General features: G+C 61.8%; 24 protein-coding genes, 3 tRNA genes and 7 pseudogenes. 15 read left to right on the forward strand and 19 right to left on the reverse strand.

All coding sequences use genetic code 11. The features are described from left to right. Positions 1-32: 32 nt before the first annotated feature. Entirely contained in the window at positions 33-896 is an 864-nt protein-coding gene (locus L0A91_RS04965) for an OsmC family protein (protein WP_235246082.1), read from the reverse strand. Then, entirely contained in the window at positions 848-1,285 is a 438-nt protein-coding gene (locus L0A91_RS04970; protein ID WP_235246083.1) for an alpha/beta fold hydrolase, read from the reverse strand. The genes L0A91_RS04965 and L0A91_RS04970 overlap by 49 nt, the downstream gene beginning before the upstream one ends. Positions 1,286-1,359: 74 nt before the next feature. Between L0A91_RS04970 and L0A91_RS04975 the strand changes: the two genes are divergently transcribed. Beyond that, a complete protein-coding gene (locus L0A91_RS04975) occupies positions 1,360-1,665 on the forward strand; it encodes a DUF427 domain-containing protein (RefSeq protein WP_235246084.1) in 306 nt (101 codons plus the stop codon). A 31-nt stretch (positions 1,666-1,696) separates the two neighbouring features. On the opposite strand, the gene ctlX is transcribed toward L0A91_RS04975, so the two are convergent. Further along, positions 1,697-2,629, reverse strand: coding sequence for a citrulline utilization hydrolase CtlX (gene ctlX / locus L0A91_RS04980; protein WP_397333849.1), 933 nt, complete (start codon positions 2,627-2,629; stop codon positions 1,697-1,699). 153 nt (positions 2,630-2,782) lie between these two features. Then, positions 2,783-4,311 (reverse strand): annotated as a pseudogene (locus L0A91_RS04985) (peptide chain release factor 3). Positions 4,312-4,491: 180 nt separating this feature from the next. Here L0A91_RS04985 and L0A91_RS04990 point away from each other — a divergent pair. The 6 genes and pseudogenes from L0A91_RS04990 (at position 4,492) to L0A91_RS05010 (ending at position 8,253) form a co-directional block, all read left to right on the forward strand. Continuing rightward, entirely contained in the window at positions 4,492-5,070 is a 579-nt protein-coding gene (locus tag L0A91_RS04990; RefSeq protein ID WP_235246086.1) for a hypothetical protein, read from the forward strand. A 46-nt stretch (positions 5,071-5,116) separates the two neighbouring features. After that, positions 5,117-5,722, forward strand: a complete 606-nt coding sequence (locus L0A91_RS04995) for a copper chaperone PCu(A)C (RefSeq protein ID WP_235246087.1) — start codon at positions 5,117-5,119, stop codon at positions 5,720-5,722. A 156-nt stretch (positions 5,723-5,878) separates the two neighbouring features. Beyond that, positions 5,879-6,583: a Dyp-type peroxidase gene (locus L0A91_RS05000; RefSeq protein ID WP_260115295.1), complete on the forward strand. Its 705-nt coding sequence runs from the start codon at positions 5,879-5,881 to the stop codon at positions 6,581-6,583. Positions 6,584-6,612: 29 nt separating this feature from the next. Next, on the forward strand, positions 6,613-6,951 hold the full coding sequence (locus L0A91_RS17245) for a Dyp-type peroxidase domain-containing protein (RefSeq protein ID WP_260115296.1): 339 nt from the start codon (positions 6,613-6,615) through the stop codon (positions 6,949-6,951). A 553-nt stretch (positions 6,952-7,504) separates the two neighbouring features. Then, positions 7,505-7,741, forward strand: a pseudogene (locus tag L0A91_RS05005) (siderophore-interacting protein); the annotation flags it as partial. A gap of 92 nt (positions 7,742-7,833) precedes the next feature. Further along, on the forward strand, positions 7,834-8,253 hold the full coding sequence (locus L0A91_RS05010; protein WP_397333850.1) for a siderophore-interacting protein: 420 nt from the start codon (positions 7,834-7,836) through the stop codon (positions 8,251-8,253). A gap of 107 nt (positions 8,254-8,360) precedes the next feature. Here L0A91_RS05010 and L0A91_RS05015 read toward each other — a convergent pair whose 3' ends face one another. Then, on the reverse strand, positions 8,361-8,951 hold the full coding sequence (locus L0A91_RS05015; protein WP_235246088.1) for a TVP38/TMEM64 family protein: 591 nt from the start codon (positions 8,949-8,951) through the stop codon (positions 8,361-8,363). Between the two features lie 306 nt (positions 8,952-9,257). Here L0A91_RS05015 and gdhA point away from each other — a divergent pair, with 306 nt between their 5' ends. Together gdhA and L0A91_RS17250 are read left to right on the forward strand one after the other, a co-directional pair. Then, entirely contained in the window at positions 9,258-10,619 is a 1,362-nt protein-coding gene (gene gdhA, locus L0A91_RS05020; RefSeq protein WP_235246089.1) for an NADP-specific glutamate dehydrogenase, read from the forward strand. Between the two features lie 134 nt (positions 10,620-10,753). Then, complete coding sequence (locus tag L0A91_RS17250) at positions 10,754-10,885, forward strand: hypothetical protein (RefSeq protein WP_260115297.1); 132 nt, start codon at positions 10,754-10,756, stop codon at positions 10,883-10,885. On the opposite strand, the gene L0A91_RS05025 is transcribed toward L0A91_RS17250, so the two are convergent. The 4 genes from L0A91_RS05025 to L0A91_RS05040 form a co-directional block, all read right to left on the reverse strand. Further along, positions 10,882-11,628, reverse strand: a complete 747-nt coding sequence (locus L0A91_RS05025) for an alpha/beta fold hydrolase (RefSeq protein WP_235246090.1) — start codon at positions 11,626-11,628, stop codon at positions 10,882-10,884. The two genes, L0A91_RS17250 and L0A91_RS05025, sit on opposite strands and share 4 nt — an antisense overlap. A 207-nt stretch (positions 11,629-11,835) precedes the next feature. Continuing rightward, a tRNA-Val gene (locus L0A91_RS05030) sits at positions 11,836-11,910 on the reverse strand. Positions 11,911-11,936: 26 nt separating this feature from the next. Continuing rightward, a tRNA-Cys gene (locus tag L0A91_RS05035) sits at positions 11,937-12,007 on the reverse strand. 24 nt (positions 12,008-12,031) lie between these two features. Beyond that, a tRNA-Gly gene (locus L0A91_RS05040) sits at positions 12,032-12,104 on the reverse strand. Positions 12,105-12,296: 192 nt separating this feature from the next. Between L0A91_RS05040 and glgX the strand changes: the two are divergent. Then, positions 12,297-14,534, forward strand: a pseudogene (glgX, locus tag L0A91_RS05045) (glycogen debranching protein GlgX). Positions 14,535-14,607: 73 nt separating this feature from the next. On the opposite strand, the pseudogene L0A91_RS05050 reads toward glgX, so the two are convergent. After that, positions 14,608-15,491, reverse strand: a pseudogene (locus L0A91_RS05050) (PPK2 family polyphosphate kinase). A 45-nt stretch (positions 15,492-15,536) separates the two neighbouring features. On the opposite strand from L0A91_RS05050, the gene L0A91_RS05055 reads away from it, so the two are divergent. Then, positions 15,537-16,292 carry a dihydrofolate reductase family protein gene (locus L0A91_RS05055; protein WP_235246091.1) on the forward strand — a complete coding sequence of 252 codons (756 nt, stop codon included), beginning with the start codon at positions 15,537-15,539 and terminating at the stop codon, positions 16,290-16,292. 168 nt (positions 16,293-16,460) lie between these two features. On the opposite strand, the gene L0A91_RS05060 is transcribed toward L0A91_RS05055, so the two are convergent. The 5 genes from L0A91_RS05060 to ligD form a co-directional block, all read right to left on the reverse strand. Further along, positions 16,461-16,862 (reverse strand): VOC family protein, encoded by a 402-nt coding sequence (locus tag L0A91_RS05060; protein WP_235246092.1) that lies wholly within the window; start codon positions 16,860-16,862, stop codon positions 16,461-16,463. Between the two features lie 55 nt (positions 16,863-16,917). Further along, the gene (locus tag L0A91_RS05065) at positions 16,918-17,145 is read right to left on the reverse strand and encodes a lysophospholipase (RefSeq protein WP_235246093.1); all 228 of its coding nucleotides are present in this window, start codon (positions 17,143-17,145) and stop codon (positions 16,918-16,920) included. Then, positions 17,139-18,158 (reverse strand): S9 family peptidase, encoded by a 1,020-nt coding sequence (locus tag L0A91_RS05070; RefSeq protein ID WP_235246094.1) that lies wholly within the window; start codon positions 18,156-18,158, stop codon positions 17,139-17,141. Before L0A91_RS05070 ends, L0A91_RS05065 begins: the two co-directional genes overlap by 7 nt. A 164-nt stretch (positions 18,159-18,322) precedes the next feature. Continuing rightward, on the reverse strand, positions 18,323-19,219 hold the full coding sequence (locus L0A91_RS05075; RefSeq protein WP_397333800.1) for an ATP-dependent DNA ligase: 897 nt from the start codon (positions 19,217-19,219) through the stop codon (positions 18,323-18,325). A gap of 52 nt (positions 19,220-19,271) precedes the next feature. Then, on the reverse strand, positions 19,272-20,309 hold the full coding sequence (gene ligD, locus L0A91_RS05080) for a non-homologous end-joining DNA ligase (protein WP_235246095.1): 1,038 nt from the start codon (positions 20,307-20,309) through the stop codon (positions 19,272-19,274). A gap of 279 nt (positions 20,310-20,588) precedes the next feature. Between ligD and L0A91_RS05085 the strand changes: the two genes are divergently transcribed. The 4 genes and pseudogenes from L0A91_RS05085 to L0A91_RS05100 all read left to right on the forward strand — a co-directional run bounded on the left by L0A91_RS05085 (position 20,589) and on the right by L0A91_RS05100 (position 23,036). Further along, the gene (locus L0A91_RS05085) at positions 20,589-21,155 is read left to right on the forward strand and encodes a hypothetical protein (RefSeq protein WP_235246096.1); all 567 of its coding nucleotides are present in this window, start codon (positions 20,589-20,591) and stop codon (positions 21,153-21,155) included. Between the two features lie 234 nt (positions 21,156-21,389). Continuing rightward, complete coding sequence (locus L0A91_RS05090; protein ID WP_235246097.1) at positions 21,390-21,719, forward strand: TfoX/Sxy family protein; 330 nt, start codon at positions 21,390-21,392, stop codon at positions 21,717-21,719. Positions 21,720-22,132: 413 nt separating this feature from the next. After that, a pseudogene (gene msrB, locus L0A91_RS05095) lies at positions 22,133-22,557 on the forward strand (peptide-methionine (R)-S-oxide reductase MsrB). 128 nt (positions 22,558-22,685) lie between these two features. After that, positions 22,686-23,036 carry an SRPBCC family protein gene (locus L0A91_RS05100; protein WP_235246536.1) on the forward strand — a complete coding sequence of 117 codons (351 nt, stop codon included), beginning with the start codon at positions 22,686-22,688 and terminating at the stop codon, positions 23,034-23,036. 39 nt (positions 23,037-23,075) lie between these two features. On the opposite strand, the gene hemQ is transcribed toward L0A91_RS05100, so the two are convergent. From hemQ to hemE, 4 genes and pseudogenes are all read right to left on the reverse strand, one after another. Next, entirely contained in the window at positions 23,076-23,798 is a 723-nt protein-coding gene (gene hemQ, locus L0A91_RS05105) for a hydrogen peroxide-dependent heme synthase (protein WP_235246099.1), read from the reverse strand. Further along, positions 23,795-24,627 (reverse strand): annotated as a pseudogene (locus L0A91_RS05115) (FAD-dependent oxidoreductase). The gene hemQ and the pseudogene L0A91_RS05115 overlap by 4 nt, the downstream one beginning before the upstream one ends. Further along, positions 24,573-25,244 carry a protoporphyrinogen oxidase gene (gene hemG / locus L0A91_RS05120; RefSeq protein WP_235246103.1) on the reverse strand — a complete coding sequence of 224 codons (672 nt, stop codon included), beginning with the start codon at positions 25,242-25,244 and terminating at the stop codon, positions 24,573-24,575. Before hemG ends, L0A91_RS05115 begins: the two are co-directional and overlap by 55 nt. Then, positions 25,241-26,197, reverse strand: a pseudogene (hemE, locus tag L0A91_RS05125) (uroporphyrinogen decarboxylase). Before hemE ends, hemG begins: the two are co-directional and overlap by 4 nt. Between the last annotated feature and the right edge of the window lie 42 nt (positions 26,198-26,239).

Here is a 26,239-nt window from a genome sequence, read left to right on the forward strand (position 1 = left end):
TGCAAACGCTACCAACGAGACTGTCTGACTGGTCACACTGCGGTTTCTGTCACCACGACAATTTCGCCTTCAAGCGTGCGGTGCACTGGACACTTGTCCGCGATTGCCAGCAGTGCCTTCTGCTGATCTTCTGGGATGCCCTCAGCAAAGTTGATGGTGCGGGTGATCTTGTCGACCATCCCCTTCGCCGATTCGCAGTCTTCGATATCGCGAGCGTGCACCCGCGCGTGCTCAAGCGTCACCGTCGTGGCACCAAACTCCCAGCCCTTGCGCCGCGCATACATCCGCATCGTCATGGAGGTGCACGCACCCAAACCCGAGAGCAACACCTCGTATGGCGTGGGGCCAGCATCATCGCCGCCGACCGACACTGGCTCGTCGATGGCCCAGCGATGGTGGCGAACTTGGGCCTGGTGCAGGAAGCCCTCGACGTCCATCTCGGCAACCGTGAGCGTCGCGGGCTCTTCGTCGCCTGACTCTGGCTGGCTGGCCTTGGCTGCTGGGTCTTCTTGGCCGAGATACCGGTCGGCCCAGGACGCGATGATCGAGGCGGCAAAGACCGAATCGGCTCGGTTGGACAGCAGGTGGTCGGCGCCATCGAGGGCAACGAACGACTTGGGGTGTCGGGCCGACTCAAAGATGACCCGGGCTTCGTCAACGCCGACGGTCTGGTCGGTTGGCGAGTGCATCACCAGCAGCGCCTTGCCCAGGCTGCCCAGGCGCTCGCAGTGTGGCTGAGAGTTGAGTTCAGCGATGAAGCTGCGACGGATGTTGAAGGGGCGACCACCGATGTTGACCTCGAGCATGTCTTCAGGCGAACCGGCATCGGCGTCCATGTCGCCATCCATCAAGTGCATGACGTGATCGGGCGATGACGGAGCGCCGATGGTCGCCACAGCCCGCACTGATTCAAGTCGGCCACCGGCGGCATCGCCGCGGCGCCGCCCAATGAGTGGCCCACCAGCAGTTGGGGGCCTTCGTAGTTGTCGGCCAGCCAGGCGGCAGCGGCCTCCAGGTCTTCGATATTGCTGCCAAAGGTGGTGTCGGCGAAGTCGCCGTCGGAGGCGCCAAGGCCAGTGAAATCAAACCGCAGCACGGCAAACCCGGCACCGGTCAGCGCGGCCGAAATGCGGGACGCCGCGTGCGAGTCCTTGCTGCAGGTGAAGCAGTGGGCAACGATCGCAAACGCCCGTGGCTCACCGGCTGGCAGGTGCAGATCGCCCCGCAACTCTTGCCCCATCGACCCCGGGAAGGTGACCCTGTTTGCGGACTTATCTGACGCCATACCGAGCTCCTGACGATGTCACGGCCGATCGCTGCGATCGGAATGAAACCAACCCTGCGTGTGGTTCACATCACATGACATCTTCAAACACTCTGATGCAGGCAACCTGGAATGGCCATGTCGTGGCTGAGTCCGACCAGACTGAAGTCGTTGAGGGCAACCACTACTTCCCGGCCACGTCGCTGAAGCAGGAGTTCTTCAGCCAGACCGCAACCACGACGGTATGCCCATGGAAGGGCGGCTCGACGTATTACTCGCTCACCGCAGACGGCACCACGGCAACCGATGCTGCCTGGGCCTACCTCGACCCGAAGTCGGCAGCGGAAAACATCAGGGGACACGTCGCGTTTGGCCGCGATGTCACCGTCTCCCCTGCCTGATCGCCAGGTCCGCCGGCTAGAGGGCCTTTAGTCAGGGCGTCTGCACATAGTCGGTATCGTCAACTCCACCGTCATCCCGCGCCACGAGGCCTTCCATCGCCAGCATCCAACGCTCGCGAGGGTCCTCCCCACTCGGCGCGGGTTGATGTGTGGTGGCCAGTGAGGTGCGTCTCGGTGACAGGTGCACACCGGCAATCATGCAGCGCACCGATCCGCCAGCCATCTCGATCGTCGAGACATCCAGCGGCAACAAGGTTGCCGACTGCTCGATAACTTCACGCTGCTCGGCGGTCAGCGAAGCCTCCGCGCGAGCCGACAGCGCCAAGACGCGACCGTTGGGGGTCTGCAACTCGATGGCATTGCCAGCAAAGTCACGGATCTGCTGGTGGCTCAGCGGCAACACCGTGAGACCGCTCAGCTCGAGGGCTTCACGCACTTCTTCGCGGCGGCCGGGGTCACTGATCATCTCGAGGCCGATCAGCGCATACTGCGAGCCGATGCACATCATGACGTTGGTGTGATAGAGCGGCACGCCGTCTTCGTCATAGGCGTCGAAGACCATCGGCTCATAGCCAAAGTTGGCGCAGAATCGCTCAAGCGCGATGGGGTTCGCGCGGTTGGAGCGAGCGGCATAAGCGACGCGGCTCTCGTGGTCGATGACCATCGCGCCGGTGCCTTCGAGAAACATGTCGTCGTATTCGAGGCCGGAGTAGTCGACGATGTCGTGCACTCGGTAGCTGCGCTTGAGCATCTCGATCACATCGCTGCGACGCTCTTCACGGCGCGATGGCGAAAACATCGGATAGACAGCGATGCGCCCACCGGTGTGGGTCGAGACCCAGTTGTTGGGAAAGACGCTGTCATAGCGCGTGCTGTCCTCATTTTCGAACAGATGCACCCGCACGCCCACTTTCGTCAGTGCCGTTGCTACAGCGGTGACTTCGTCGAAGGCGGCTTTAGCCAGGGTCTCCGGGTCGGACTCCCCGGGCTAGTTTGGAAGGTGTTATCAGCAGCCGTCGCAGGGTTAGGTGAAAAGTGGTGCGGCCGGATCAGGATCACGGCCGACGGCGCTTGAGCAGACATACCTTCGATTATGCAGGTGCGCGCAACTCCCGAATTACATGCCGCCCGCTGGCAGCTCAGCCAACAGTGCGTCCGGGTTATTGCGAGCCACCGAGTCAGCACGCCAGCGATCCGGGAACAGCGCCAAATAGACACCGTCGCCCCGCTGCAGCACCTCAACACGGGAGGCTGCGTTAATGATCGGTGCGTCTTCGGCGCTGGTCCGCCGGGCCAAGTTGTATTCCAGGCGCTCCAGGGTGACCGGGCAGCTGAACTCAGACTTCATCCGCTGCTCAACGACCTCAAACTGCATAATCCCGACAGCCGCCAAAACGGGTGCCTGATCGCCACGCAGATCCGAGCGCAGCACCTGAACAACGCCTTCTTCTTCGAGTTGCTCCACGCCGCGGCGGAACTGCTTGTAGCGGCCGGCGTCCTTGGCCCGCATCACCGAGAAGAACTCCGGGGCGAAGCGCTCCATCGCCGGGAACTCGACGCGATCGCCGGTGTGGATCGTGTCACCAACAGTGAGCGCCTGAGCATTCACCAGACCAATCACATCTCCGGGGTATGCGGTGTCGACCGAGACGCGCTCACGTCCAAACACTGCTTGGGCATACTTCGTGGTGAACGGCTTGCCGGTCGCTGCGTGCGTAACGACCATGCCGCGCTCAAACACCCCAGAGCAGACGCGGGCGTAGGCCAACCGGTCGCGGTGGGCCTGATCCATCCCGGACTGCACCTTGAAGATCAGCGCGCTGAAGTCGTCGTTGAGCGGGCGCGGGGTGCCCTCAACGTCGGGCCGAGCACCGGGCGCCGGAGCCAACTCGAGCAAGGTGGCAAGCAGCTGGGCAACGCCAAAGTTGAGTTTGGCCGACGCGAAGACAACGGGCGTGGTGATGCCGCCGAGAAACAACTCTTGGTCGTGGTTGGCGCCATCAGCGGCGAGCAACTCGTGCTCGTCGACAGCGGTCGCCCACTCATCACCCTGGTCAATCGCAGCCTGAGCCGCGGGCACGTGGCGCTCGGGGGCACGCGTGGTGCCACCGGCGGTGCGGGTGAACTCAACAAAGTCACCCGTTTCGCGATCCAGCACACCGCGGAAGTCGCCAGCAATACCGACCGGCCAGGTCAGCGGGGTGGGCCGCAGGCCAATCTGCTCTTCGATCTCATCAAACAACTCCAGTGGGTCGCGACCAGGCCGGTCCCACTTGTTGATGACGGTGATGACCGGGAGACCGTGGTGACGGCATACCCGGAAAAGTTTGAGGGTTTGTGGCTCCAGGCCCTTGGCTGCGTCAACCAACATGACGGCGCAGTCGACAGCCGAGAGCACGCGGTAGGTGTCTTCGGAGAAGTCGGCGTGGCCAGGGTATCGACCAAGTTCACAACGTGGTCGTTGTAGTGGAACTGCAAAGCCGTCGAAGCAATCGAGATGCCACGGTCGCGCTCGATGTCCATCCAGTCAGAGACGGTGCTCTTGCGACCAGCCTTGCCGTGCACCGCGCCGGCCTCAGAGAGGACGTGGGCGTGCAACGCAAGAGCCTCGGTCAACGTGGATTTACCAGCATCGGGGTGGCTGATGACGGCGAAAGTGCGGCGCGGGGCGGCAGCGCTGGATCCACCCTTACCGGCCTTGGCGGCGGGACGGGCGGGGGCGTTAGTTTCGAGTAGTCGACATACCACTTCTAGGATATATCCGTTCTGCAAACTGACTCCGATCCCCACGGATGGACGCTCACCCCGAGGCTCTATTCTCCCTGCATGACCTCAACCCAGCGTGCGCTTCGCACATGGCTGATTTTGAGTCTGAGCGTCGGTTTCGCCGCTGCTGGTCACGGCCTTGCCGGAGCCCACCACGACATTTCGTGGTCCAGCATCATCGTGGCAATCGTGGCATTGGCCGCCCCCGCTTGGTATGCCGTGGGGCACCCTTTGAGGTTTGGCACCGGCGTGTTGTCAGTGCTGGGCCTGCAAGTTGCCTCTCACATCGTGTTTGCTCTCGTGCCACTCATGGCCGCTGGAGCATCGCTGGGCGGTAGCCACCATGAGCTGGCGTTGTCTGGACCGTCTGCCTCCCCGTCGCTGGGCACCTCGCTACTGGCATCGGCCTCACCAGGGATGGTCGCGACTCACGTGGTGGCCGCACTCTGCGTGGTGGCCCTCTGGTCAGCCGCCGACGCTGCAGCTGTAGCCCTCGATCGCTGGCTGTCTCATGTCCTCGCCCAGCCGATCACCGTGGCTTCGGTCGATGCCGTGGTCATTTCCCCCGCCTCGACCCTGCGCAGCCAAGAGGTCTGCCGCTGGGCTCCAGCACGCGGGCCTCCCGTCCTTGTGAGTTAGCAATTCCCCGCCGCACAGCGGCTACTTTCTCTCTCAAAGGATCATCATGAACGCTCGTATCACTTCGCTGACCGCTGCCCTCCTGCTTGCGTTGCCATTGGCTGCCTGCGGCACCGACGATGAGGCTGTCGACACGGCCGCTGCGACCGCTGCCACCGACGACAGCATGGCCGACGACTCGGAAATGACACCCGACATGGCCGCTATCACCTTCGAGGACGGCTGGGTCAAGTCCGCCGACGAAGGCATGACGTCGGCGTTCGGCACCCTGACCAATCACACCGACAAGGACATCGAGATCGTGTCGGTCGAGGCAGATTTCGCCGACATGCCGCAATTGCACGAAACCGTCACAGACTCTTCCGGTGCGAGCGAGATGCAGCAAGTCTCCGGCTTTGTCGTGCCTGCCGAAGGCACCTATGAGCTGGCACCTGGGGCCGACCACCTCATGCTGATGGGGCTTAACGAGCCAGTCGAAAGCGGCACCTCCGCAGATGTCACCCTGGTGTCGGCTGATGGCACCGAGTGGGTCTTGGCGCTGCCCGTTCGTGAGTTTGACGGAGCAGAAGAGACCTATGACGAGGGCCAGTCTGAGATGGACACGGACTCTGAAATGGACATGGGCTCTGACGAAGAGACCGCTGACCAGTGACCCTAGCCGTCCCGAATCACCTGTTTCCAGGCCTGGGCGGCGCACTCTCATCGGCGGCGGCTTGGCCTCTCTGGCCGCCGCCGGTGCAGGGGTTGCGGTGGGGCGCGAAACTGTTGACGCCCAAACTGCTGCGCCCAACCCAGCAGCGACTCCCCCGTGCCGGCAGGTGAGTTGAAGTATGACTTCTACGGCGCTCGCCAAGCTGGTGTCGCCGAGCCACCTCAGCCCTACGCCACCCTGATCGCCCTCGATTTACTCGATGGCCATGGCCGCGACGAGTTGCAGCGCCTCATGCGCATCTGGACCGACGATTCCGCCCGGCTCATGTCTGGCGTCGGCCCACTGACCGATCAAGAACCAGAGTTGGCCGCGCGCACATCCGGGCTGACCATCACAGTGGGTTGGGGCCCAACAGTCTTTGCCAAGGCTGGGCTGGAAGAGGCCCAGCCCAGTTGGGCCAAGCCGTTGCCAGCGTTCGACCAAGATGAGTTGGACCCTGCGTTTGTTGGGGGCGACCTCGTCCTTCAGATCGCGGCGCATAGCCCGATGACTGTGGCACACGCTCAACAAGAACTGGTCAGCGGAGTCGATGACCTTGTCGAAGTTCGCTGGCTCCAGACCGGCTTCCGCGAGCCGATGGAGCACAACGGTTGGTCGATGCGCAATCTGTTTGGCCAAGTCGATGGCACCGTCCAGCCGGTGATCGACGGCATGGACTCCGGGCTGGTTTGGCAAGAGGAAGGGCAAGAACCGGGCTGGGACAACGCAACCGCCATGGTGGTGCGACGAATCTCGATGGATATGGCCTCATGGGAGCGGGCTGATCGCCCGGCCTGGAGAACGCCATCGGCCGCAACCTAACCGATGGCGCACCGATCACTGGAGGCGGCGTGCAGGCTGATGCTGACCTTGATGCCACCAATGACCTCGGCTTGCGGGTGATTAACCCAGCGGCTCACATCCGGCGCGCTGCCGCCGTGGAGCCTCATCAGCGGTTCCTGCGCCGCCCGTACCAATATCACGATGCTGTCGGAAAGGGCTCCCAAACTGGGCTGATCTTCATTGCCTTGTCGACCGACCCGGTGCGCCAGTTTGTCCCGGTGCAACAACGGCTCGATGAGGCGGACCTGCTCAACATCTGGACGCAAACCGTCGGGTCAGCGGTGTTTGCGATCCTGCCCGGCGTGCACGCTGGCGACTATCTGGGCAGCCAGTTCATCGGGGCCTAATCCCCCGCCCGTCAATGCCTGGCAGAAAGAAAACCCGCCCGACGCTGATGCGCCGGGCGGGTTTCGATGGTTCTCAATGACTCAGGTGGCGGTGACAGCCACGGTCAAAACGATCAGCAGACCGATGAACCAACCGGTCGAAACCTTGTCGAGGTTCTTGAAAGCAGCCTTGAACTTCATGTTGAGCCTCCTGCGTGTTTCCACGTGGGATGTAAATCACGGGTGTGAACGACGGCGTCGTCGTAGCTGGCAGCAGCGCCCATGCCGCACTAGGAAATTGAGCGGCGCGTGGTGAGTGGGCGATAGGAGCATTCAGTGATCCATAGCCAGCGAGTCGAGGGACGCTGTCGGCGTCTGCTCGTGGTAACTGGTTACGCCGCGGGGCGGGCGCTACTCAGAAGTAGCGCAGCCGCGACCTGGAATACTCAAACCCAAGTTAGGGTTACCTAACGAACATGGTCAATGTGTCGTTGCCATCCCGCCATCTCAGGAGTTAGTTGTGCACGGAATTGTCGAGTCAGTCCACCGCGTGAGCCCCCACCTTGTCCGCGTGGTGCTTGGTGGCCCCGGACTAGCTGACTTCGAGCCCTGCAAAGACGCAGACAGCTATGTGAATCTCGCCTTCCCTGGCCCCGATGCTCCGTACGAAATGCCCTGTGACCTCAAGGCGACACGTGACTTGCCTCGTGCGCAACAGCCGGTGCGTCGCCGCTACACAGTTCGCGCTTGGGACGCCGAGACTCGCCACATGAGCATCGACTTCGTCGTTCATAGCGACGAAGGCGTAGCCGGCCCCTGGGCAGCCAAGGCCAAACCCGGCGACGTGCTGCAGTTCCAGGGTCCCGGTGGCGGCTACTCCCCGACCCGGCTGCCGACTGGCACCTGCTGGTTGGCGATGGCTCCGCAATCCCGGCCATCTCAGTCGCGCTGGAGCGACTCGCCCCGGACGCAACGGCATTCGTCTTCCTTGAGGCCGACGCGATCGAGGACGAGATCGACCTTGCCAGCCCAGCCGACGTGCAGGTCATCTGGGTGCCGACATCGGTGGATGGCGCTGTCCTGGTCGACGCGGTCCGCAAGGCTGCCCTGCCCAGCGGGAAACTGCATGGCTTCATCCACGGTGAAGCAGCCATGGTCCGCGACATTAGATTTCACCTCATCAAGGAGCGTGGCGTAGACGCGTCAGCGCTCTCGGCGACGCCCTACTGGCGCACCGGCCACACCGATGAAGCCTGGCGATCGGTGAAAAAGGAATGGCTAAAGAAGCAAAAGGACGCCGAGCAATTTGACGCTCCGCTCTGAGGTCAGCGCACAGCCCCGTCACCAGGCTATTTGAGATGTGCCCTGACTAACGGGGTCTCTGTTTCGATGGTTCATGGCTTTCGCCTTATTGAGCTGGCCGAAGGACATCAGGATTTGCTCGATCTCTGGGCAGCCGTCGAGTTGCGACTCCGCAACCGCTGAGCCACCGCTCCACCAAGGACGAGCAGGACGACTAACGCCCCCACGCCGATGACAATGCCAACGGGGTCCGCACCAGAAGCACCCAACGACGCGTAAGCCAGGGCGCCGGGCACGATGCCGAGCGTTGTGCCCACAAGGTAGTCCCGCCAACGCACGCCGAGTAGTCCGGACGCGTAGTTGACCGGGGTGAACGGGAAAAGGGGTATGAGCCGCACAGCCAGGACCGCCAGTAGTCCGTGCTGTGTGAGGAAAGCATCGGCTTCACGCAGGCGGCCCGAAAGGAGGCGGTCAACAGCGGGACGGCCAACGCGGCGCCCAATGAGATAGCCACCGATGGCGCCCAGCACCGCCCCGCTCCACACCAGCACGGTTCCCCACCACAGCCCAAAAAGGGCGCCACCGAGGATGGTCAGAACCGAGGAAGGGGTTGGAACCAAGACGAGTACGGCGTATCCCACCACAAAGACGAGGGCGCCAGCCCATCCTGCAGAACGCACCCACTCTTGCAACTGCTCAGGACCGTTCCAGCCGCTCAAGTGCAGCGCGACCGATGCCGCTGCAAAGCCAGCACTAGACCACCTGGTCGAAGCAGCGCCCCTCGATCGAATTGCTGGGCCGGCACAACTGGCACTGCATCAGTCGCTGACGTCTCGTGGGGATCCATACGGAGGGAACGCCTTGCCGCCCGCAATCCTTCCCCGTGCGTTGCCAGGAAGGTCTCCGCTCGGTCACCAAGGAATGTCTCAAGAAACAGAAGGACGGGGAGCAAACCCGACGCAGTTTGTCCGCGGAACCTCAAAGCCCCGTAGCCTGGGTGGCTCAGCCACCACGGAGGTCCTCTGTTGTCATCGCACTCTGCCCGAATCAGCTCCACGCTCAAAGGCGCATACGAAGATGTGCTGCGCCGCAATCCGGGCGAACACGAGTTTCACCAATCGGTCGATGAAGTTCTGGGCAGCCTCGGCCCGGTAGTCGAGAGGCACCCGCACTATGTCGACGAGCGGGTCATTGAGCGGCTGTGCGAGCCGGAGCGCCAGATCATCTTCCGGGTGCCGTGGACTGATGACTCAGGAAAAGTACAGATCAACCGGGGTTTCCGGGTCGAATACTCCTCTGCGCTCGGGCCGTATAAGGGCGGGCTTCGCTTTCACCCCAGCGTCTTGCTGGGCACGGTGAAGTTCCTCGGTTTTGAGCAGATCTTCAAGAACGCGCTCACCGGCCTGCCGATCGGCGGCGGCAAGGGCGGCTCTGACTTCGACCCCAAGGGGCGCTCTGACGCCGAGGTGATGCGCTTCTGCCAGTCCTTTATGACCGAGCTCTACCGCCACCTTGGCGAATACACCGATGTGCCAGCAGGCGATATTGGAGTTGGTGGCCGTGAAATTGGCTATCTGTTCGGGCAATACAAGCGGATCACCAACCGCTATGAGGCTGGAGTCCTCACCGGCAAAGGCTTGACGTGGGGTGGCTCGCAGGCACGCACTGAGGCGACCGGCTACGGCACCGTCTATTTCGCCAATGAGATGGCCAAGCACGTCGACCGCTCCCTGGATGGCCAGCGAGTCGTCGTTTCGGGATCCGGCAACGTCGCCATCTACGCAATCGAAAAGGCTAGCGAGATGGGCGGCACGGTCGTCGCGTGCTCCGACTCCTCTGGGTATGTCGTGGACGAAGCGGGCATCGACGTGCAGTTGTTGCGCGACATCAAGGAGGTCCGCCGCGGCCGCATCATTGAGTACGCGGAGGCTCGGGCTGGCAACGTGTCTTTCGTTGAGCGAGGCAGCGTCTGGGACGTGCCGTGTGACGTGGCCATGCCGTGCGCCACGCAAAATGAACTCGATGAAGCCGCGGCGACAACCCTCATACGCAATGGGGTGCAGATTGTGGCCGAGGGCGCCAACATGCCATCAACTCAAGGCGCGGTTCGGGCGTTTCAACAGGCTGGGGTGCTTTTCGGGCCAGGCAAGGCCGCCAATGCCGGTGGCGTGGCCACTTCTTCGCTGGAGATGCAGCAAAATGCCTCGCGCGACAGTTGGTCGTTTGAGCGGACCGACGAGCGGCTTGGCGAAATCATGCGCAATATCCACGAAAGCGTCGTGACGACTGCCGAAGACTACGACCGCCCCGGCGACTACGTGTTCGGTGCCAACGCTGCCGGCTTCACCCGCGTGGCGGACGCGATGCTCGCCATGGGTGTCATCTGAGAAAGGGGACCACGATTTGGACGATCTTCCGGGGCCTCGGCTCCGGGCTCTTCCTCCTCAACGCTGCCTTCAACCTCTTCCCCTGGCCTCCGGAGTCACTGCTCCGGACGTTTCTAGGCATCGCCTTTATCGGCATGTCTGCGCATTTCGCCATTCACGCCATCAGCACCTGGCGGTCTGGCGGCAGAGAAATAGCACTCGAATTGGCTGACGGCCACCAGGAGCTCCTCGACCACTGGGCTGCAGTCGAGGAGTCTCGCGGCTAGTTGTCCGACTCTGCTTTGTCGATCCACCGAAGCACGTGATCTAGGTATGGCTCTGGATTGTCTTCCCAGCTGTAGTGCCCAGCCTCGGGGATGACGCCAAATTCGCTGTTGGGCAGCGCCTCGGCGAGACGACGCGAGTTGCCCATGCCGATGAAGGTGTCATGCTCGCCGTGCAGCACGAGCACAGGGGTGTTGATTGTCCCGACCACCTGAGACAACTTTGGTGCCTCCTGCTTGTGGCTCAGGAGAAAGCCAGTCTGGCTACGGAGTTTGGCGAAGTTTGTTGATCTCCGCTGGTAGTCGAGCAGACGCGCTTTGTCGGGATGCTTGGTGCGCCGATAGCCAACGCTGTTGCCGATACGGCTGTAGATTCGCCCGCCGATTGGGCCGCCGGGCGCAAGCAGTGCTAAGCGAGCGAGCCGATTGCTGGTCGCCAGTCGAAACAATAGCTCGCCCTCGATCTCTCCGATCACGCCCGCGTCACCGATGACAGCGGAGCGCAAGCGACCCGGGTTGTCGGCCATGAACCGGACAGCCAGTGGCGTGCCAACGTCTGGGCCGACATAGTGCGGCTGCTCAAGACCGAAGTGATCGAGAATCCTCCCGAAGAACTGGGCCTGCTCCGAGACGGTGGTGATGGAGCTGTCAGCGTCGGATCCACCGTGATTCGGCAGATCAACGGCCACTACGTCGAGGCGCTCGCTCAGCCTTTCCCACCAAGGGGTATAGGTGAGGATGCTCATCGGGTGGGTGTTCACCGCCTGCCAGCAACACGAACGGCGACGTTCGTGTGCACGAATCGATAGAGCGTCGGTGATCCTGATCGCGTAGTAGCCGGAATTCAAGCACGGCTGAGCTTCAATTGCGTTAAGTTGCAGGCCAGGTGTCTGGAGGGCGCGGGCACAAGAGAAAACCCCTGCTCAGCATTTCTGCTGTTCAGGGGGTTTCGCTGGTGGGCGATACTGGGATCGAACCAGTGACCTCTTCCGTGTCAGGGAAGCGCGCTACCGCTGCGCCAATCGCCCATCTACGGTGGACCAGCCTTGAAGCGAGGTGGAGACGGGATTTGAACCCGTGTAGACGGCTTTGCAGGCCGTTGCCTCGCCTCTCGGCCACTCCACCGTGAGACAAATGTTGCTGCCTCCGAGCGGACAACCGGGCTCGAACCGGCGACCTCAACCTTGGCAAGGTTGCGCTCTACCAACTGAGCTATGTCCGCGTTGCTCCGGGGTTTCCCTCGGTGCGATATGAAACATTAGATCAACGCTGCCCCAGACGCCAAATCCGCAGGTCAAAGACTTATGTGACACGAGTGACTCGGGGCCTGTCGGCCATTTGGTCCCAGGTACGACACAATGAGAGACCGACAGCGCCGTCGTTAGACAGACAGCGAGCAACAGAGAGATCTTCTATGGACATCTGGCCTGGCCAGTCCTACCCCTTGGGTGCCACGTATGACGGCAGTGGAGTCAACTTCGCGTTGTTCTCCGAAATTGCCGAGAAGGTTGAGCTCTGCCTTGTTGACGACGAGCACAACGAGCAGCGCATTGAGTTGACCGAGGTCGATGCCCACGTCTGGCACGCCTACCTCCCCAACCTGCAGCCCGGACAGCGCTATGGCTTCCGCGTGCACGGGCCATACGCGCCCGAGCACGGACACCGCTGTAACCCGGCCAAACTGCTCCTCGACCCCTACGCCAAGGCGATGGAGGGCAAGGGCGACGGCGGCCAAGCGCTCTTCAGTTATGACTTTGGCGACCCCGACTCATTCAACGAGGAAGACTCCTGGGGCACACGATGTACTCCATCGTGGTTAACCCGTTCTTCCACTGGGGTGACGACCGCCCCCCACGTCACGAATACCACGACACGGTGATCTACGAGGCTCACGTCAAGGGCCTCACGATGACCCACCCAGACATCCCCGAAGAGATCCGCGGGACATACGCTGGCTTGGCGCACCCGGCGATCATCGATCACCTGAAGGACTTGGGGATCACGGCGATCGAGTTGCTCCCTGTCCACCAATACGTCCAGGACTCCCACCTGCTCGACAAGGGCCTGTCCAACTACTGGGGCTACAACACCATCGGCTTCTTGGCCCCACACAACGGCTATGCCGCTTATGGCACGCAGGGCCAGCAGGTCACCGAGTTCAAGTCGATGGTCAAGGCCATGCACGAGGCTGGCATTGAGGTCATCCTCGATGTCGTCTACAACCACACCGCTGAGGGCAGCCACATGGGCCCCACGATGTGCTTCCGAGGCATCGACAACGCTTCGTATTACCGGCTCGTCGAAGACGAGAAGGAGCACTACTACGACACCACTGGCACCGGCAACAGCCTGTTGATGCGCAGCCCACACGTGCTGCAGATCATCATGGACTCGCTGCGCTACTGGGTCACCGAGATGCACGTTGACGGCTTCCGCTTCGACCTGGCAGCCACACTGGCCCGTCAGTTCCACGAAGTCGACAAGTTGTCTGCGTTCTTCGACATCATTCAGCAGGACCCGGTGGTTTCGCAGGTCAAGCTCATTGCTGAGCCCTGGGACCTCGGCGATGGTGGCTACCAGGTCGGCAACTTCCTCCCTGTGGACCGAATGGAACGGCCAATACCGCGACACCGTGCGCGACTTCTGGCGCGGCGCTCCCGGCTCGCTGGGCGAGTTCGCTTCCCGGATCACCGGCTCATCGGACCTCTATGAGCACTCCGGACGCCGCCCATACGCCTCGATTAACTTCATCACCGCTCACGATGGCTTCCGCTGCGCGACTTGGTTTCTTACAACGAGAAGCACAACGACGCTAACGGCGAGGGTGGCAACGATGGCGAAGAGCACAACCGTTCGTGGAACAGCGGCGCTGAAGGCCCCACCGATGAGGTCGAGGTGCAAGAGCTGCGCCTCAAGCGCCACAAGAACTTCTTGACGACGCTGCTGCTCAGCCAGGGTGTCCCGATGATGCTGCACGGGGACGAGTTGGGCCGCACACCAGCAGGGCAACAACAACGTCTACGCCCAAGACAACGAACTGTCCTGGGTCGATTGGGAGCTCAACGACAGCCAGCAGGAGTTGATGGAGTTCACCACGGACCTCATCCACCTGCGGCGCGACCACCCCGTGTTCCGTCGTCGCCGGTTCTTCGCTGGAGATGCCAGCCACGGTGGTCAGAGCGAACTCGGCGACATCATCTGGTTCAGCCCTAGCTGCAACGAGATGACCGACGACGCGTGGGCCAACAGCCGCAGCTCGATCATGGTGTTCCTCAACGGTCTCGCGATCTCATCGGTTGATGACAAGGGCCGCCCCGTCGTTGACGATCACTTCTTGCTGATGTTCAACGCCTACCACGAGCCGGTTGAGTTCACGGTGCCTGAGCACATTGGCGCTAACGCCTGGGATGTCGTGTTGACCAGCGACACCGAGATCGAAAAGGGCGAGGTATGGGAGGCAGGCTCCACGCATGTTGTGCCTGCTCGCGCCTCGTTGGTGTTGACGGCTGAGCCCGTTGAGACCGAAGAGCCGCTGATCGGATCGCTGCCGATGTCGAAGCCGGTCAAGGCTAAGGCTGACGGCAAGGTTGAAGCGAACGCCAAAAAGGCCGCACCGAAGAAGTCGACCAAGGACTCTTCAAGCAAGAAGTAGCACCTACAACGCGAGAAAACCCCCGACAGTTCAGGACTGTTGGGGGTCTCTCGGGTTAGTGGGATGGCGCGGGCTAACTCTTCTTCAGACGAGCCTTCTCTTCGGCAACATCAAAGTCGGCCTTAGGCCAGGCCAAATCCATCTCGCGCAGGTGCTCCAGCAACAAGCGCTGAACGGCGAGCCGCGCATACCACTTGCGGTCTGCGGGCACGACAAACCACGGAGCCTCATCGGTCGAGGTCTTGTCGAGCGCCACCTGGTATGCCTCTTGGTAGTCATCCCAGTAGCCACGCTCGGTCACATCACCGGGGTTGTACTTCCAGTGCTTGTCCGGGCGATCCAGGCGCTCCGTCAGACGCTCCTTTGCTCCTTCTTGGACACGTGCATCATCACCTTGATGATCGTCACGTCGTCTTCGGCCAGACCTGCCTCAAACTCGTTGATGGTCGTGTAGCGACGGGCCCACTGGGCCTCCGGCACCAGGTCGTGGACACGAACGATCAGCACGTCTTCGTAGTGCGAGCGGTCAAAGACGCCGATCATGCCGGCCTCAGGCAGGGCGTTGCGGATGCGCCAGAGGAAGGGGTGCTCTTTCTCCTCATCCGTCGGTGCCTTAAACGCCGTCAACTCCACGCCCTGAGGGTCAACCAGGCCCACCACGTGGCGCATGATGCCGCCCTTGCCAGCGGTATCCATACCCTGGATGACCAGCAGGATCCGCTTATTGCCACCGGTGCGGCCATCAGCGAACAACTTCTCCTGCAGGCCATCGAGCTCGTCGTCGAACGCGGCCAGCGCCTTCTTGCCATCCTTCTTTTTGCCATCGAAGTTTGGCTTGGAGCCTGGGTCGATGTCGCTCAGCGCATCGCCCTCGGTGAAGCGCAAAGCCTCACTGAACGAGATGGCCTTCGACTTCTTTGTCTTCTTGGACTTCTTGTCCTTCTTTGATTTGCCCATTTGGACATATTGGCACGCCAGAGGCCGATGAGTCACGATGTGGGCATGTCATCTGATCGCGCCCCCGCACTAACCCGTGGCCCACTCTCGCAACAGGCACTGATGGACCTGTATGCGCCGCCCAAAGACTCGTGGGTGCGCGCCAACTTCGTCAGCACGATGGACGGACGAGCCACCGGGCCCGACGGCCTCTCTGGCAGCATCAACAGCCCAGGTGACAAGGCTGTTTTCGATGCTCTGCGCGCGTTTAGCGACGTGGTCGTGGTCGCTTCAGGGACGATCCGCGCGGAGGACTACACCCGGTTGAACACGCCGGATGAGTGGGTGGAGATGCGCACCGCCGCTGGTCGAGCCGTTCACCCGCCGCTGGTGGTCGTGACCGGGTCGGGCGATGTTCCTGATCGTGTCCTCGAGGAAGGGCCGGACTTTGGCGATGTGTTGGTGGCTTTGACGGAGCAGACCAGCCAGGACGCTGTTGACCGACTCACCGCGCGCATTGGCACGGACAACATCATCGTGGCAGGCAAAGATCGAGTCGATGCTGCCACTCTGTTGGCCAAACTGCGTGAGCGCGGCTGGACTCAGGTGTTGACCGAGGGCGGCCCATCGCTGCTGGGCGCCTGGGTCGACTCGGGTGTCATCGACGAGATCGATCTGACGGTCCGGCCATTGGCCCTCGGCGGCGAAGGCCCCAGCATCTTGACCGGATCGAGCGAGGCGTTGCGTGAAGGGCAACTGCTCAGCGTGCTGAGTGTTGAGCACGACCTGATGTTGCGCTACCAACTGTCCCGCGACACCTAAGCCAGATAGGCTCCCTGCCCGACCGTCCGATGCTTCCTGGTGGAGGATTAAGGGCGAAAATCGCCCGTTTTGGCTCCTAATCCTCCACTAGGAGACAGCGTCAACTTTTGCAGCGCCCGAAGCGGCACGCCTGGGCCTGGCAGGTCCCCAAGCGAAGGTGTGCGCCCGCTACCCGTCAGGGGTCAGTGAGTAGATCGTGAGGACTGAGCCGTCGGGGTCGCGAATCCAGGCAACGAGTATGCCGTCTTGCTGGGTTGAGATGCCGTCTTCGTCGAGGGCAAACGGCAGGTCGTCGTCGCCGAGGAACGGCACGTCGCGTGAACGCAGGTCACGCACCGTGGCGTAGATGTCCTCGACTCTGATTGTCGCAGCCGGCCAACTGGCCGAGCCTGCGTCGGGGACGTCGGGCAACAGATTGATGAGGGTTCCATAGTCACCGGCGACAGCCCATCCACCTGGTGTCGCAGACCCGGTTAAGCCAAGTTTGTCTTCGTAAAACGTACGGGCGCGGCTTAGATCGGTGACAGCAATAACGGGGGCAATGTGCAGGGAACTCGGGCGGAGAGTCATCGGCGGCATTCCTCTTTAGCGGGAGCGTTGCTGGTGGTGATGCCCTGGCTAGCGACTAGGAGACATGGCCCGAGGCGGCACTGCCCGAGCCCAACAGCGAACGCTGAGAGCCCAAGAAGTCACACACGACGCGCTCCCAGCGAGCCGAGTCAACATTCCACTCTCGGCAGTGCAGCGCGTGCTCCCATTCGGCAAACGTCACCAAGTCGGGCCGTTTGTTGGCCAAAGCTCGCGAGGGCGCACACGGCACGACGTGATCGGCGCTGGAGTGAATGATCAGCATCGGGTGTCGCAACTCCCTGACCTCCGCACCCAGTTCGTCACACCGATGTCGATCGGCTCAGCGACACCCACCAGTGAACGGCTGAAGTTTTGGCTGAGCAACATCTTGGCGAGGCTGTCGGCAGGCCAGGGCAGCCGATTGGTCTGTGCCTGGAAGGTGATCACATCGCCCCAGTCGATCACTGGGCCATCCAGCACGGCAGCGCTGACGTGCCCGGAGAGTTGCGACCGGTCAAGCGTCTGCAGCACTGTTGCGCCACCCATAGACCAGCCAAACAGGATGATCTCTTTGGCACCCTGAGTCAGCGCATACTTCATCGCCGCTTCAACATCGCGCCATTCAGAGAGGCCAAGGTTGTAGCGGCCATCAACGCTTGAGGGTGCCCCGAGGTCATTGCGATACATCGGCGCCAAGATGTTGAAGCCGTCGCCATGCAGCACCGGCACGGCGCGCAGCGTCTCTTCCCGACGGGCGCTTCGGCCATGCACCAAGATCGCCCAGGTGCCGTTGTGCTCCGTGACCTCAACCGGCTTGATGTGCCAGGTCGGCAGACCACCCACCTCGCTGGCAATCAGCACGTTTTCATAATCAAGGCCAAGGGAAGAGCGCGGATCACCAGCGTAGAAATAGGCGTTCCAGCGCGCCGTTCCGACCTCGACTTCACCCGCGTCAACGCCCAGCAACTCACGGGTCACGCGGTGGTCCTGCATCCGCTTCGATGAGGCATCAGTGCCGACTACTTCACCCACGCGGAAGTGCCCGGCTCCCCGATCGGTCCACACGCCATACCGACCGGGAGCTAGCGAGTCTGGGTTTGCCGCAAACGTGACCGTCATGGCGTCCAAATCGACCGCTGTGATCTCGACGTCGTCTTCTTTTTCGTGCTCAGGCGTGATGATTTTGCGCGCAAAGAAGGTGGCAATCCCCAGGAAGTCACCGCCGAAACCAGCCCGAGGCCAGCCCCCACCATCGTGGCAATCGCGGTATGCGTCAGCGTGCGCTTCATACGGCAACCTGACTCAAGACCTTGCCCAAATCAAAGTCGACCGGCTGCTCGAGTTGGTCATAGGTGCACGACTCAGGCTCGCGATCCGGGCGCCAGCGCACGAAGTGTGTCGTGTCTCAAACCGAGCGCCCTCCATGTAGTCGTAGCGGACTTCAACCACTTGAGTGGGCGCTAGCGGGACAAACGACAGGTCTTTGCCAGCGTTCCAGCGGGAGCCGGCGTTCTTTGTGGCGTCCGCTCCCCCTCAGAATCTGCGGCCCAGTTCCACGGGTGCTCATCCCACTCGGTCACATGGGCCTGCATCTCTTCAAACAATTCTTTGCGGCGAGCCATCGTGAACGAACTAGCGACCCCAACACTGGCCAACTGCCCGCCGGGCTCATAGAGACCCAACAGCAACGATCCAACTGCCTCAGCATCAGCCTTGTGCGGCCGAAACCCAGCGACAACACAATCCGCGGTGCGCTCATGCTTGATCTTGGTCATCACCCGCTTGTTGGGCTGATAGGTCAGATCGGGAGCCTTAGCCATCAAGCCATCCAGACCAGCGCCCTCAAAAGTCGTGAACCAGTCGGCAGCCAAATCTTCGTCGCGGGTCAGCGGCGTCACATAGATCGGAGCACCAACCGAGCCAATGTGCTCTTCCAACAGCGCCCGGCGCACCTCAAACGGCTCACCCATTAAGTCCCGGTCATCCAGGGCTAACAGGTCAAAGGCCACAAAGCTTGCCGGAGTCTTTTCCGCCAACATCTGCACCCGGCTATCGGCTGGGTGAATCCGCTGCTGCAGGGCCTCAAAGTCGAGGCGATTGGCATCGACATTGGCCAAAATGATCTCGCCGTCAACCACGCACCGCCCAGGCAACAAATCTTTGACCGCGGCCACGACTTCGGGGAAATAGCGGGTCAGCGGCTTCTCGTTGCGACTGCCGATCACGACGTCATCGCCGTCGCGGAAGATGATGGAGCGAAAGCCATCCCACTTGGGCTCATACATCGCCCCAGCCGGGATCTTCTTTGCTGGTTTGGCCAGCATCGGCTTGATGGGTTGCTCAATCGGCAGGCTCACGTTCTCATCCTGCCTCAGTCGCGGAACGGCGGCGACACCGGACGTGCAACCATCAGTCTTGCTTCTTGCGGCTGGGCTGCACTCGTCGCGGCTCCCCGGGCATCTTCGGATAGTCGGGCGGGAACGGCATTTCGGTTAGTCCGTTGTCCAGGTCGCGGTCCCACCACTTCAGTGGCTCAGTCAGATCTCCGGCACGTCCCTCGGCGTGCAGGTCAGCCCAGGCATCCCCCACCTCATTCAACCGGTCGACTGCGTTGTAAATGCTGAACCCCTCGGGCGACACGCCGTCCAACTCGTCCCAAGAAACCGGCATCGACACCGGCGCACCGGGCCGCGGTCTTGGACTCCAGGCAGCAGCGAGCGTCCGGTCTCGACAGGCTTGGTTAAAGTCCAAAAACACTTTGTCGCCGCGCTCTTCCTTCCACCAGGCCGTGGTCGCCACATCGGGCATCGACCGCTCAACTTCACGGGCAATCGCGATCACCGCGTGCCGGACCTCCAGGAACTCCCAATCCGCCTTAATGGGCGCAAACACATGGAGCCCACGGTTGCCCGTCGTCTTCACCATCGGCGTCAGCCCCAGCGGTCGCATCACATTAGCCAATGCACGCGCCACCTTCACGATGTCGCTAAACGGCCGCCCAGGTTGCGGGTCAAGGTCGAGACGGATTTCATCCGGATTATCCACATTGCTGGTGCGCACCGGCCACGGGTGAAAGGTCAACGTATTCATCTGCGCAGCCCAAGCGGCCGTGGCGATCTCATCAATCACGAGTTGCTTGTGCTGCCGGCCCGAGGGATAGGTCACCATCACCGATCGCGCCCACTCAGGCACACCTCGCGGCGGGTTCTTGGAGTAGAACTCCTCCCCCTCGATCCCTGTCGGGAAACGCTGCAACGTCACCGGCCGATCCTGCAGCGAACGCATCAACGGCTCACCGACCGCGACAAGATATTTGACGACGTCAAGTTTGCTGAGCTCAGGGCCAGACTCTGAGGCGGGATACAGCACCCGATCGGGGCTACTCACCCGAAATTTGCGCTCCGAACCATCAGGGGTCGGGATTGGAATCGTCGTCGCACTGGCCATACCGGCAACCTACCGCGCACCTACGACAGAGCACTCGCATGCTTATCGGGCGCGATCGTCTTTGGGCCGGCTGACCTTGTCGCATCCCTGATCGGCTGGAACGAACAGGTGCTGACGTGTGGGCCGCATGATCTCGTTACACCAACGCACCGAACGCCAATGCCCGCACTCGCATCCGCGGCTGGTCCGCACGCTCTGAACTCGTACTTCAGGTGAGTCGGCCCAGCAACGTGTAAACCGATGGTTGACAACTGTGTCAACCATCGGTTTACTAAAGTTATGGAAGCGATTAGGGAAGCGCAACAGGCTCTGGACCGCGCTAAGGATCAGCTGAGAGCAACCGTGCAAGAGGCCCGAGCCCAGGGACAAACCTGGGCAGCGATCGGGGACGTCTTGGGCATGAGCCGGCAAGCCGCTTTCAAACGATTCGGAGAAGTAACCAACCCGGTCAATGACCAGAAGATTACGGGAGCACACATGTCTATCGATCAGATTCGAGGAACAACCGAACAGGTCTTCGACCTCATCAGTGCAGGTGAGTATGACCAACTTGAGCAACTTATCCACCCTCAGGTCAGAAGCGAACTACCAGCATCGCTGATCGCAGAGACCTGGACCCGGGTCCTGACCGAGGTCGGCGCCAAAGAGTCCTACGTGGACACTCACGTCGTGATGCCCGCAGGAGAACGGATTGGGGAAGACGATCAGATCATGGGGACCGTCGTAGGAGTCACCACCCTGAACTGCGAAGCTGGCGAGATAATGGGCCGCGTGGCCATCGATGACCAGCAGCGAGTGGTGGGCCTCTTGATCGTCCCGCCCGATTACAGCCCGGTGCCCTTCTGAGATGTCACCGGTGAACGGTCAGCCGCCCCGTTAGGTAAACACCTTCGGTGATGGTGACTGCTCCAGCGACAAGCGGTTCAGTTCGGCGCGGCAGGGTCGTTAGAACGTCAGAGCTTCGCCCCACCGCTTCGCTAGGACCGGGATCTGTCGGTCGATATTCAGGGGCCAGCCGATGTCGAGGCCGTGCACTGAACTGACTAGCCGCGTGCCGACGACACGGTTCAGAATGAGTACATGGCACACGAAGAACACTTGGCAGTGCGGGTTCGCGACCTTCTCAGCGGTCGGATTGAGGCGGAAAAGAAGATGTTCGGCGGCCTAGCCTTCATGGTGGAGGGCCGGATGGCCTGCTGCGTGAGTGGCCAGGGTGGGCTGTTGGTCAAGGTCGGGCGCGATGCGTTCCCCGAGCTGGTCAAGCTCGACCAGATCGAACCGATGACAATGGCCGACACAGTCTCGGACTCCTGGGTCCACGTCGGCGACCAAGCCCTGACCGACGAACGCGCCCTGCGCTCGTGGGTCGAACGCGGTCTCGCCGCGAACCCACCCAAACCTCGTCCGTAGTGTTTCCAAAGGATAGGAAGATCGGACCACGGTGTTGGCTGAGGTGGGAATCCGTGGGTATCGTCTACGGGCTCGATGATGCAGACCCCGAACTGTTCTATAAGGCAGCGCCCCACTAGCCGATCGTTATACGGGCTGAGTCGCAACCCAGTATTTAACGAACTTGCCGTCAACGATGCGTAACCGGTCGTTGCCGATGAATGACGATTCGCCATCAGGGCCACTTCCTTGCTTCTCCAACGACCAGCCACCATATCGACGTCGCTGATAGGACCGACCTCAATTTCAAATACGATTGAGTCGAACATCTGCGCTAGTAGTGCCATGGCCTTGAGTAGCCCCTCGACGCCATAAACATCCCGGTCCGGCAAAACGTTGTGGATTAAATTGTCACAGCACGCTGTTACTCAGACATGAACGCCAAAGACTCAAACGCACATTATGCCGTGACTAAGTCCGACGCCGAGTGGAAGGCTCAATTGAGCCCCAAGAGTTCAAAGTTCTTCGCAAGGCTGGCACCGAGCGTGCTGGCACGGGTGAGTACAACGACACCAAGACTGAGGGTGTCTACGAGTGCCGCGCCTGCGGCCATGAACTGTTTCGCAGCGACCAGAAGTTCGACAGTCACTGCGGGTGGCCCTCCTTCTTCGCGCCGCTCGCGGAGGACAACGTGCAGTACATCAAGGACCGTTCGTTTGGCATCGTTCGCACCGAGGTGCGCTGTGCCAACTGTGGCTCACATATGGGTCACGTCTTTGACGGTGAGGGATATGACACCCCCACTGACCTGCGCTATTGCATCAACTCGGTCAGCATGAAGCTACGGCCAGCCGAGTAGCCATCAGGACCAACGTGGGTGCGCGGCAACTCGCGGTGCGAACCCAACAAATTCGGTCTACCTTCAAAGTATGACTACACACCAGCAGCGTTCAGATCAACGTCTCCGCCGAGCACCTGTGGAGTTACCTGTCCGACGTCGAAAACCTGCCCGAGTATCTGCCGCAAATGACCTCCGCACACCGGACCACCGGCGACAAAGTGCAGGTCACCGCCAAGATCGATCCGTCGGATCAACCGGCGCGTGAGGTTGAAGGAAAGGCGTGGTTCCCCGTCAAAGATGAGGGCAAGACTCTGACTTGGGGTTCGGAGGGACCGAACAACTATGGCGGGCAACTCGACATTGATGCGGTCAGCGATTCCGTCTGCCAACTGACCGTGCGGATCAACAGTGAACGAGCACAAAGTGATGACGTAGAGGCGGGAGTGCAGCGCACCGCTGAGGGCATCAAGCAAGTTGCGGAGGCGAAGCACGGTTAAAATTACGTGCGCTCCGTAGTCCAGCTGCCGAGGCTGACCCTAGGGCAGTGTGGCGACTAGTTTCTCGACGCTAACCAGTGGCCCGGTATAAAACGGCAGTTCTTCGCGCACGTGTAGTCGGGCGCGAGTGTTGCGCAACTCGCGCATCAGGTCGACGATCCGGTGCAAGTCGGCGGCTTCGAATGCCAAGATCCACTCGTAATCACCCAGTGCGAACGACGCCAAGGTGTTGGCGCGGACGTCTTTGTAGTCTTTGGCTGCCATCCCGTGCTCGCGCAGCATGTCACGCCGGTCGCCCTCGTCCATGAGGTACCACTCATACGAGCGGACAAACGGATAGACGCAGATGTATGTCTGGGCTGGCTCTCCCGAGAGGAACGCCGGGACGTGGCCGCGGTTGAACTCTGCCGGACGGTGGATTGCCATTTGCGACCATACGGGCTCGAGACGACGGCCTACCTCGGTGCGGCGAACAGCCTGGTAGGCAGCCTGCAGTGCCTCGACGCGCGGCGCGTGCCACCAGATCATGAAGTCTGCGTCGGCGCGGAAACCGGACACGTCATAGATGCCGCGAACCGTCACGCCGTCACGCGCAGCATCGTCTAACACCTTCTGGATTTGAGCGGCTAACCCCTCGCGCTCATCAGGCAGCGGCGAGGCCACCCGAAAGACTGAATACAAGGCGTACTGGATCCCAGCGTTGATCTCCTCGGCTTGCTCAAGACTTGGCTCGGTGTGCTCAGAGTGATGCGTCTGCGTCATGGGCCCATTCTCACAGGCGAGGCTGGCAACTCGCTCACCGCCCTGGTCGCTGAGGCGATGCACGCCGGGATGCCCACGCCCTCCATCACGGCTCCGCAGATCACCAGCCCTGGCACCTGCGCAATCGAGGCACGAACGGTCTTGATTCGCTCCAGGTGGCCCACGGCATACTGCGGCAGTCCGCCACCCCAGCGCGTCACCACGGCGTCAATTGGCTCGGACAAACCTTCTCGGCGCACCCGTTGCAAATCGGTCAGCGCCATCTCGACGATCTCCACGTCGCTTCGCTGCAGAGTGCCGACTTCGCGGTGGCGCCCCAGAGAAACACGCATGATCGCAACATCGCTGCCGTCATCGCCTTGCCCTCGTCCGGCTGCAGCGACCCACTCCCACTTGTGCACGCTGTAGGTCGCAGCCTTGATGCGCAATCCCTCAGCAGGCGGCACCAAAAACCCGAACTAGGCAGGTCAGCCAAGACTGCTGCGGGGAAAGCCAACGTGACAATCGCCATAGACGCCATCTCGATCGCGGCAAGTTGGAAGGCTGCCTCGGGAGCGACACGGCCCAGCAGCCGGGCAGCGGCCGGAGGCGGCACGGCGACCACAACATCGTTAGCGATGAGCAGGCTGGGGTCTGGGACTGGCCCGGTGATGATCTCGAAACGGCCATCAGCGCGCTGGGACAACTCACGAGCGGTGACGTTGCGCTGCACATCGACGCCAGCCTCGGTGAGCTTGTGGGCCAGCCGCAGCGTGAGGGTGTGGATGCCCCCGGTCAGGCCAGCAAAGACAGGCGGGACAGGCTGGTCGGTCGCCTGCGGACTGGGCATGGCCTGGCCGCGACGGCCAGCACCGACTCACCATCTCGGTATGCCGCGGCCAGGGGTGGCAGGGCCGCTGCGGTCGAAATGTTGTCGGCGTGACCGGCATAAACACCACCGAGCAACGGCTCGATGAGGCGATCGACGACAGCCCGGCCCAGGCGTTGGCTGACGAAATCGCCAATCGAGATGTCGTCTCCATGCGAGCCGGTCTGCAGGTGTTCGGTCTCTTGCTCGACCCGCTGCAACTCGCTGTCGTTAAGCAGGCCCTTCAGCGTTGCTGGGTCGCTGGGGACACCCATCAGCGTTCGCGGCGGCATCTGGTGCATTTCGCCGCGGCTGTAAATCGAGGCACTGACCTTGTTGGGGTGCACGATGTGCTCAGCCAGGCCCGCCTCGCGCATCAACGCCAAACCCTCGGGCCGTCGCGCCAATAGCGACTCAGCACCCAAGTCGACCTGCACACCAGCGATCTGGCCACCGCGCAGCTTGCCGCCCACTTCAGGCTGGCCCTCCAACACGGTGATCGCCGCGTCGGGCCATCGACCGAGCAGCCGCCACGCCGCCGCCAGGCCGCTGATCCCGGCACCGATCACGACGATGTGCCGTTGGTCAGCGTCACTCAACGAGCTGAGACCTCATGCACCAGCTCAACGACTCGGGTGAGCACAGCCGGGTCAGTGCTTGGCAAGACGCCGTGCCCCAAGTTGAAGATGTGCCCCGGCGCTTGCTTGCCTTCATCAAGAATGCGGCGAATCTGCTTGTCCAGCACTTCCCACGGAGCGAAGAGCAGCGCGGGATCAAGGTTGCCCTGCACCGGCATACGGGCACCGGTCCGGGCGATCCCATCGGCAAGGTTGACGCGGTAGTCCACCCCAATGACGTCAGCTCCGGCCGCTGCCATGTCAGGCAGCAGTTCGCCGGTGCCCACACCAAAGTGGATGCGCGGGACGCCGCTGTCTCGCAGCTCAGTCAGCACGCGACGAGTGTGGCTCCACAAACTCGCGGTAATCCGCCTTGGACAAAAAGCCAGCCCAAGAGTCAAAGAGTTGGACGGCGCTAGCCCCGGCGGCTACTTGCACCTGCAAGAAACTGCTGGCGATGTCTGCCAACCGAGAGCACAGGTCATTCCACAACTGTGGGTCGCCGTGCATCAGCGCTTTGGTCTTTTCATGGTTCTTGGACGGCCCGCCCTCGACCAGGTAGGACGCGACGGTGAACGGAGCACCGGCAAATCCGATCAACGGGGTGTTGCCCAACTCGTCAGTCAACCGCGAGACCGACTCGGTGATGTCAGTAACCATGTCTGGCGTGAGCATCGGCAACCGGTCGAGGTCAGCGCGTGTGCGGAACGGCTCCTCGATGACTGGGCCGACGCCGGGCTTGATCTCGACATCGACACCGACGGCTTGATGGGCACGACGATGTCGGAGAAGAAGATGGCGGCATCGACTCCATGCCGGCGCACCGGCTGCATGGTGATCTCGGTGACCAAATCGGAGGTGCGGCAGGCTTCCAGCATCTGCGTGCCTTTGCGCAACTCCCGATACTCAGGCAGCGATCGCCCAGCCTGGCGCATAAACCAGACCGGGGTATGCGCCACCTCAAGTCCTCGTGCTGC

Source organism: Ornithinimicrobium sp. INDO-MA30-4 (assembly GCF_021535045.1).
Taxonomy (GTDB): domain Bacteria; phylum Actinomycetota; class Actinomycetes; order Actinomycetales; family Dermatophilaceae; genus Ornithinicoccus.